Source organism: Clostridium sp. UBA2485 (genome assembly GCF_002341865.1).
Classification (GTDB): Bacteria; Bacillota; Clostridia; order Clostridiales; family Clostridiaceae; genus Clostridium_J.
Map to the genome: position 1 here is coordinate 1 of NZ_DDOV01000096.1, position 6,875 is coordinate 6,875.

At 29.7% G+C, this 6,875-nt stretch carries 7 protein-coding genes; all 7 read left to right on the forward strand.

Annotated features, from left to right (window positions below; all coding sequences use genetic code 11):
• A partial coding sequence (locus tag B3603_RS18770; RefSeq protein WP_291567769.1) for a uroporphyrinogen decarboxylase family protein occupies positions 1-590 on the forward strand: 590 nt, incomplete at its 5' end.
• A 23-nt stretch (positions 591-613) separates the two neighbouring features.
• Positions 614-1,987 (forward strand): Na+/H+ antiporter NhaC family protein, encoded by a 1,374-nt coding sequence (locus B3603_RS18775; protein ID WP_291567772.1) that lies wholly within the window; start codon positions 614-616, stop codon positions 1,985-1,987.
• A gap of 504 nt (positions 1,988-2,491) precedes the next feature.
• Positions 2,492-2,920, forward strand: a complete 429-nt coding sequence (locus tag B3603_RS18780) for an Rrf2 family transcriptional regulator (protein WP_291567773.1) — start codon at positions 2,492-2,494, stop codon at positions 2,918-2,920.
• 135 nt (positions 2,921-3,055) lie between these two features.
• A complete protein-coding gene (locus B3603_RS18785) occupies positions 3,056-3,691 on the forward strand; it encodes an NAD(P)-dependent oxidoreductase (RefSeq protein ID WP_291567774.1) in 636 nt (211 codons plus the stop codon).
• 21 nt (positions 3,692-3,712) lie between these two features.
• Positions 3,713-4,333 (forward strand): DsbA family protein, encoded by a 621-nt coding sequence (locus B3603_RS18790; protein WP_291567775.1) that lies wholly within the window; start codon positions 3,713-3,715, stop codon positions 4,331-4,333.
• A 532-nt stretch (positions 4,334-4,865) separates the two neighbouring features.
• Positions 4,866-5,270, forward strand: a complete 405-nt coding sequence (locus B3603_RS18795) for a transporter (RefSeq protein WP_291567777.1) — start codon at positions 4,866-4,868, stop codon at positions 5,268-5,270.
• 5 nt (positions 5,271-5,275) lie between these two features.
• Positions 5,276-6,526 (forward strand): VWA domain-containing protein, encoded by a 1,251-nt coding sequence (locus B3603_RS18800; protein ID WP_291567779.1) that lies wholly within the window; start codon positions 5,276-5,278, stop codon positions 6,524-6,526.
• Positions 6,527-6,875: the final 349 nt, after the last annotated feature.

Sequence of the window (6,875 nt, forward strand, 5' to 3'; positions counted from 1 at the left end):
TAAAATGGATGATCAGATGTCCTGAAAAAGTTCATACTTTAATGGAAATAGTATCAGAATCTAACAACAGATATATAGAAGAAGTAGCTAAATTAGGTTTATCCATTGGTTTTGCTGATCCAGTTTCATCTAATAGTCTTATAAGTCCAAAACAATTTAGGGAGTTCTCCTTACCTTATCTTCAAAAAAATGCAAATAAGATAAAGCAGAAGACTGGTAGTGCCCCTAGTATACATATATGTGGAAGAAGTAAAGAGATCTGGGAAGACGTTGTTAGTACAGGTATTTCTAATTTTAGCATAGATAATATAGAGGATTTAGAAGAAGCTAAGGAAACAATGGGGGATAGGGTCATAATTACTGGGAATGTTCCACCGGTTGATGTAATTCATAAAGGGACTAGAGAAGATATTTTTAAATCAGTAAAAGAGTGTATTAAAAAGGGATATGATTCTAAGAAAGGTTATATTTTAAGTACAGGCTGTCAAATTCCTATGAATACTCCAATTGAAAGAATTGAAATGTTCATGGAAGCAGCTAAAACATATGGTAAATATCCAATAGATTTGGATTTATTGATGAAAGATTAATAAAAAACAAGGAGGATATTAAAATGAATGATCTCAATGAAAAAAAAGGTAATGGATTAGCTTTATTACCTTTTGGTATTTTTATATTTGTATATTTATCTTCGGGCATTATATTACAATCTCAAGGAGTTGAAATGGCATTTTATCAATTTCCGGCTCCAATAGCAGCACTTATAGGAATAATATTTGCTTTTATTTTAACAAAAGGCTCTTTAGATGATAAATTTAACATATTCATCAAAGGATGTGGTGATGAAAATATAATTACCATGTGTATTATATACTTATTAGCAGGAGCTTTTTCTACAGTTTCTAGCACCATGGGTGGTGTTGAATCTACAGTAAATCTAGGACTTACTTTAATACCAGCTAATTTTATTACTGTAGGAATATTTATAGTATCTGCATTTATTTCCATTTCAACTGGGACTTCTGTTGGTACTGTTGTAGCTGTAGCTCCTATAGCTGTTGAGTTAGTGGAAAAGGCAGGATTAAGTTTACCTCTAGCATTAGGTGCATTAGTAGGAGGAGCTATATTTGGGGATAACTTATCTATAATATCCGATACAACTATAGCTGCAACTAAAACTCAAGGGATATCTATGAAGGATAAATTTAAAGCTAACATGGGCTTTGCATTGCCAGCAGCTTTAGTTACGATAGTGGTTTTGTTGATATTTGGAAAACCAGTTAGCACCCCAGAAATTCAAGAATACTCTTTCAACATAATTAAAATAGTTCCATATGCATTTGTATTGGTTACAGCTTTAACAGGAATGAATGTATTAGTAGTACTAACTGGTGGAATTGTACTATCAGGATTAATTGGAATCTATTATGGAAGCTTTACATTACTGGGATTATCTCAAGAGATATACTCAGGTTTTACAGGAATGTTTGATATTTTCTTATTATCTTTATTAACTGGTGGCTTAGCTAATATGGTATCAAATGCTGGAGGACTTGATTGGTTATTATATAAAGTAAAAAGAAAAATAAAGGGCAAAAAATCCGCTCAATTAGGTATAAGTGCGTTAGTGGCTCTTACAGATATAGCTACAGCCAATAATACAGTTTCTATAATTGTTAATGGCCAATTAGCAAAGGAAATATCTAAAGAATATGAAGTAGACCCAAGAAAAACAGCATCTCTTTTAGATACTTTTTCGTGCATAATGCAAGGCTTAATACCTTATGGCGCTCAATTATTGATAGCAGCAAGCTTTACTAATGGATTGATAAGCCCTGTTCAAATAGTGCCTTATATATGGTATTGTATGATATTGGCTGTGTTTGCGATTCTATCAATATTCACTCCTTTTGGAAATAGATATTTAATAAAAAACTCTTGGAATTTTGAGAAAAGTACACCAATGGATGAAGTAGCAAGCGAATAAACTAACCGGCATAGTAAATTTTTAGGCTAAGAAAAACAATAAATATAAGTTTAATTGATGAAATTGAGCTTAGATATATACTTGATAAGAGTTTTTATAAATGATAGTTATGGCTAGTCGAAGTTAGAAGCACTAATTTTGACTAGCTATTTTATTAATAATTGTATGGAATAATCTTTAAAGAAGATATACCATTTTTAAAAGTAAACTCTAAATTGGAATTAATAAAGAATATTATTAAGATATAATTTCTCTTATATTAAGTTGCACCTATGGAATTATAAATATTAAGTATTGCATTAGTATATTGTAGATACAGAAAAAAGGGCAGATTAGATCTTTTACAAAATAAGATATTGAGGGCTTAAATAAATATATTATTTTGTATATTTGCTTTAAATAAGAGATAGAATATTAAAAACAGATTTTAAAAAAATTTTTTTGATATTCTATTGACAACTCTTTTAGTTGTAACTATAATGGTTACAACAGGAGGAGTTAAGCATGAAAATTAGTAGTAGATTCTCTGTAGCAGTCCATATACTATCTATGTTATCTATGGAAAAAGATAATTTATGTACCTCAGAATGGATTGCTGGCAGTGTAAATACAAATCCAGTAATTATTAGAAGGGTTACTGGAATGTTAAAAAAAGCTGGTATTGTTAACGTAAATCCAGGTAGCGGAGGAGCATATCTTTTAATACCTATAGAAAGCATTACTTTGCTCGATATATATAAGGCAGTAGAGGTAGTTGAGGAAGGGCAGCTTTTTCAAATACATGAAAATCCCAATCCAAAATGCCCTATAGGTGCTAATATTCAACTTGTGCTAGAAATTATATTACTTAAAGCTCAAGGGGCAATGGAAGATGTATTAAGAAACGTTACAATGAAAGATATTGTTGAAGGGTTGTTAGAAAAGATTAAGTAGAATTCAGCTAAAGATTTTTAACATCGATGTAACTACTATAGTTACATCGAATATACTACTATTTTTTTATGCTAGTTGTAACTATTACGGTTACAACAAAAGAATAATAAAATTATATTGAAAGGATGATTATTTATGAAAATAGCATTAATTGGAGCAAACGGGAATGTGGGAAAAGTTATTTTAAAAGAAGCATTATTAAGAGGACATCAAGTTACAGGAATAGTTCATAATATATCAAAAGTCGAAAGTACACAGGATAACTTAAAGTTTATTGAAGGAGATATATTTGATGAAGAAAGATTATCAAAGGCTATCGAAGGAAATGATATAGTTATTAGTGCTTTTGGACCAAAACATGGAGAAGAAAAAAGTTTAGTAGATGCTACTAAGAGTTTAATAAATGCAGTAAAGAAAGCAGGTGTACCTCGTCTTTTATCAATGGGTGGAGCTGGAAGTCTTCTTGTAGAAGGGGGCATTAAGCTGGTTGAAACAAAAGATTTTCCTTCAGACTGGAAGCCAATTGCATTAGCTCATGGTGAGGCATTAGAACAGTACAAACAAGAAAAGAATCTTAATTGGACAAATTTAAGTCCTGCTGCATTTATAGAACCAGGAAAAAGAACAGGAGCTTATCGTACTAGTGAAGATTACTTAGTGGTAGATGAAAAAGGTGTTAGTCGTATTTCATTTGAGGATTTTGCTTTTGCTATGCTGGACGAAGTTGAAGAGCCTAAGTTCTCTCGTAAAAGATTTACAGTAGGATATTAATTTAATTGTGAGGAATAAAATATGAAAACAAAAATATATTACGTTATGGATACTATGTGTGGATGGTGCTATGGTTTTAGCGATGTTATAACTAAGATACATGAAAAGTACAAAGAAGCTTATGATTTTAACATTTTACCTGGAGGAATGTGGATAGATGATAATGTTAAAACTATGAATCATAGCCTAGGTGATTATATAAAAGGTCATAATAGAAGAATAGAACAATTAACTGGTAGAAAATTTGGAGAAGAATTTAATAAAAACATATTAGAAAATAATAATATAGTTTTAGACAGTTTTCCAGGAGCTAAAGCAGTGGTTTTAATCCAAAGATTAAAAAAGGATATAGCTTTTAACTTCCTTAAAAAGATCCAGGAAGCACTTTTTATAGAAGGGAAGGATACTAATAATTTAGAGACATATACTGAAATAGCTGAGAGCTTTGGAATTTCTAAAGAGGAATTTGAAAAAGAATTTCTATCTGAAGATTTGGCAGAGGAAACATTTAAATACTTTAATATGGTTTCCGAAATGGGCGTAGCAAGTTTTCCAACAGTTATTGCAGTAGAAGGAGACAAAGGAAGAGTAATCTCACAAGGATATGCTAATTTTAAAGAATTAGATAAAATTTTAAGTTAGTTTGTTTATAATAAAGAGCATAATTACAATAGAAAAAGACCATGAATAGCATTTAAATAGATGAATTTCATGGTCTTTTGTGTTTTGAAGCTTTAAATAATAAGTCACCTTATGATAAAGATTGAGATTATCAGTTTTTTACTAAAAGAGTTAAGGAAAAATTAAAATTGGATAACGAATCTCTTTGGAATTTTTTAGAATCCATGATGGAAACATATGCTCTATATATATAAGAATTAGATGGACTTCAAAGGGCATTTAATTGTATGAGTTTATAAATACAATAAGACACTAGGGATATTAGTATCTGATGCTTTATTTTGTCAAAATTTAAAAGGAAATATAAAGGATATATAGAAATGTATCATAAAGAACGGTTCATAATTATATTATTTTATAAGAATATGATAAGAATGTCTTTATGTATTATGAGCAATTGCAAGTAGAATTAGAGAATGATATGGATTATTTCCTTCAGTTATTTAATAATACAAAGAGCTAGGGTAAATTTAATGGAAAAGACGGTGATACCTTGAATAAGAACTTTATAATTGAACAATGTAGGAGACTAGAGGTTATACATCAAGAAGAAAGTGACAAATTGAAAGAAGAGGAATTAAATAACAAATGGATATTTATTCATAATGATGGCCATAAAAAAATGATGGATTATTTTTTGAGTTTTCTTAAAAGTACAGATAATATAGATAAAAGAGTAGCTAAAAAGTGGCTAAAGAAAGCCCAAAAAAAATCTGATGATATTATTAAAAATTTAGATGAAAAATACAATCACTTTTCCAATGATGAAGTTATGAATCAAGAGGATGAAAGAATTTATCATATAAATGATGGTGCTATCTGTATTGCTTATACATTAACTAATATTATTAATAAGAAAAGATATATAAGTAAAACTAACGAGAGTGAAAGGATTTGATTACAATGTTTATACAAAGAGGTTATCGTACAAAATTAGGAGATATTCACATACCTATCAAGGTTGATTTCAATATCACTGGACCATCAGAATATGATATTAGTTGTTTCGCCGTGGATAAAAATGACCAGCTATATGATGATATGTACATGATTTTTTATAATCAATTAAAGTCACCAGATGATGCAATTTGCATGAATGGAACTACATTTAATGTAAATTTAGCTAAATTACCTTCTGAGGTTGTTAAGCTTGTCTTTACAATTAGTATTGATGGTGATGGAACTATGGGTATGATTCATCAAGCTAATATTAAGCTATCACAACTTCATCAGGAAGATTTGGAGTTAAATTTGACAGGTAGTAATTTTAAAGATCAAAAAGCAATTATTGCCATTGAAATATATAATAAAAATGAATGGAGAATGAATGCTGTGGCAAATGGTTTTAATGGTGGTCTTTCTCAACTATTAGAAGAATATGGTGGAGTAGAGGAGGAAGATGATGAGTCTACAGAGCCTATAGTATCACAACCAGTGCCAGTTATCCAAACTTCAAAAATTTCATTAGAGAAAAAGTTAGAAAAGAATGCTCCACAACTTGTAAATTTAGCTAAACCACTAAAATTGGCTTTGGAAAAAAATAAAGTTCCGGATATAGTTGCCAAAGTAGCACTTATACTTGATATATCTGGATCAATGACTAGGATATATAAAAATAGAACGGTTCAATCAATTGTTAATAAAATATTGCCTTTAGCCATACAATTTGATGATAATGAAGAATTGGATTTTTGGTATTATGGAACTACTCCAAAGAGGATGGACAACGTTACTATGTTCAACTATTGTAATGCGGTTCCAGTAGATTATAAACCTTTAATGAGAGCTCTTGGAGGTGGGAATTATGAACCTGCTGTTATGAGAGAAATTATTGAAGAATACCGTAACAGTTCTATACCGGCCTATATTATATTTATTACTGATGGCGGAGTAGGAGCTAAAAGAGAAATTGAGAGTTTGGTGGTGGAATCATCACAATATCCTATATTTTGGCAGTTTGTTGGAGTCAGTGGTTTTGGGTATGGAATATTAAAGCATTTAGATACAATTAAAGGTAGAGTTGTAGATAATGCTAGTTTCTTTGCTCTAGATGACTTTAATAAGGTTTCAGATAGTGAGTTGTATGATCGCCTGTTAAAGGAGTTTCCAAGCTGGTTATCTGAAGCAAAAAATAAAGAAATTATTAGAAAATAACTTGGAAATTAAAAATTATATTTGCTAATTTAAAAAAGAAGGCACAATAGTTACTTTCTTTTTCGTAGTGGATAATCATTAAAAAATTTCAGGTATCGTCATAGGCTTTGATAAGTAAACCTTAATACTTTTTACATATAGTATTTTCAACATATACATAAGTAAAAAAGAAAAAGTACTAATTATATTTAATAATTTAGAGGATATATCTTAAACTAAGATGTATCCTTTTTCATAATTGTATCAAAGATCTTATACAGCCATTATCATAAGTTTTTTACTAAAATATTATGTTATATTAAGTTAAATTTTGACTAAGAAATTTTATATAGGGATACAATGCGAAAAC

Bases quoted from the DNA above. Each gene is read 5' to 3' on its own strand.
- B3603_RS18775 (WP_291567772.1), top strand. From the start codon at position 614: ATGAATGATCTCAATGAAAAAAAAGGTAATGGATTAGCTTTATTACCT.
- B3603_RS18780 (WP_291567773.1), top strand. From the start codon at position 2,492: ATGAAAATTAGTAGTAGATTCTCTGTAGCAGTCCATATACTATCTATG.
- B3603_RS18785 (WP_291567774.1), top strand. From the start codon at position 3,056: ATGAAAATAGCATTAATTGGAGCAAACGGGAATGTGGGAAAAGTTATT.
- B3603_RS18790 (WP_291567775.1), top strand. From the start codon at position 3,713: ATGAAAACAAAAATATATTACGTTATGGATACTATGTGTGGATGGTGC.
- B3603_RS18800 (WP_291567779.1), top strand. From the start codon at position 5,276: ATGTTTATACAAAGAGGTTATCGTACAAAATTAGGAGATATTCACATA.